Source organism: Vibrio sp. 10N.222.48.A3 (assembly GCF_041475345.1).
In the GTDB taxonomy this organism is placed as follows: domain Bacteria; phylum Pseudomonadota; class Gammaproteobacteria; order Enterobacterales; family Vibrionaceae; genus Vibrio; species Vibrio tasmaniensis_A.
Map to the genome: position 1 here is coordinate 1 of NZ_JBFRVX010001497.1, position 1480 is coordinate 1480.

A 1480-nucleotide genomic window follows, 5' to 3' on the forward strand; every position below is an offset into this window, starting at 1 on the left:
CTTCATGATTGCTGATCGCTTTCTCCATACTCTTTTCAATACACAATGTGTCTAGCCAAAGCAGAGGAATCGCTCGTAAACCGTAACAGCGAAGAAGATATTGGCTAATGAACCTCTCTTCTACCATGCAAGCGTGCGCGACAATAATCTTGCCTTTCGCTGCTTCGAAGAACGTCAGCATCGCATCATGAATAGAAGCGCCCTCTTCTAACATTTGCGGCGTAATATGGTTAATCACGGCGGTTTCAGCGTTGATCTGCGAATCGTTATCCAGATAAATATGCTTTGCGGACGCTAAGTCTATTCGCCCCTTGACCACATCGACCCAACCCATGGACAAAATCAGATCTTGTTCGCTGTCTAGACCCGTGGTCTCAAGATCCAACACGATATAGTCACTGTCTTTGGCCAAGTCCGTCATTTCAGGGCAAGGCTGATCTACGAGATCATGTAACGCTTCTGGCAACTTAACCGTTCCCAGATATTGCTTACGTTTACGTTTAATTCGCTCAAGCGGATGAAAGTAATTTAAAAACGATTTCATTAGCGTGCTCCGAAACGAATTTTCGCCGCTTCTTGAAGGTCAGCAATGATCCTAAAGGCATCTTTCAAGTGTTTACGTTCAAAGCTACCAAAGCTATCTGGATTGATATTGTTGTCGGGCACATCTCCGTTCTTCAACGCTTCAAGTTGATGACCGAATCGGAAAGAGAGAATGAACTGGTAAGCACCTAGAATGTTTTTGAATGCGTCGTCGCTCAGCATGCCTTTTTCATTGGCTGCCGCAAAGCGTTCATCAGTGGCCGACAAGTCACACTCCACTGCAAGACCATAAATACGTGCTAAATCAATAATCAAGTTGATGGCGTATTTCTTCACGTTCAAGGTTTTCTTGTTCTCACCCGATTTTTCTAACACCAAGCTGTTGAAGATACCCAAAGGTGGATTGGTATTGACCGCATCTTTCACGAGCGTACTTAGGAACTCACGGTTGCCGCGAATATTAGTATGCAGCTCATCACGAAGAATGCCTTCGAACTCACTGTTGCCATAAATAGTACGGATCTCTAGGAACACACTGATGTTGAGTAGGCGTTCATACTCAGGGTTGGCAACCCACTTTTTATAGTAGTGCTTCCAAACATTGAGAGGCTGACACCATTTTGGCGTCGCTGCCATGAATTTACCTGGGCATAACGGGTAATCGCAGCTTGCCAACCCGTTGGTCACCATCATCGCTAAGTGTTTGAAGTAAATACGGTCACTGTCTGTCGCATCATCAGCCAGTACAATCGCGCTGTCTTGATCCGACAACATGTGCACTTCATTACGCGCGTGCGATCCGGCTACGATCCAAGAGAAATCACACGGTGGTGGGCCTAATTTATCAATCGCTATTTGAATCAATCGGCGGGTGTAGGCATCCATGATCATGGTCATTACCTTACCGACGGTTTCCGGTGCAACCTTGCCTTCCACC

At 45.9% G+C, this 1480-nt stretch carries 2 protein-coding genes; both read right to left on the bottom strand.

Annotated elements, in window-relative coordinates:
* Window positions 1-544 (bottom strand): 3'-5' exonuclease (locus AB4653_RS27370; protein ID WP_372105812.1); only part of this gene is annotated, 544 nt, incomplete at its 3' end.
* Window positions 544-1480 (bottom strand): DUF294 nucleotidyltransferase-like domain-containing protein (locus AB4653_RS27375; protein ID WP_372105813.1); only part of this gene is annotated, 937 nt, incomplete at its 5' end. The genes AB4653_RS27375 and AB4653_RS27370, both read right to left, overlap by 1 nt.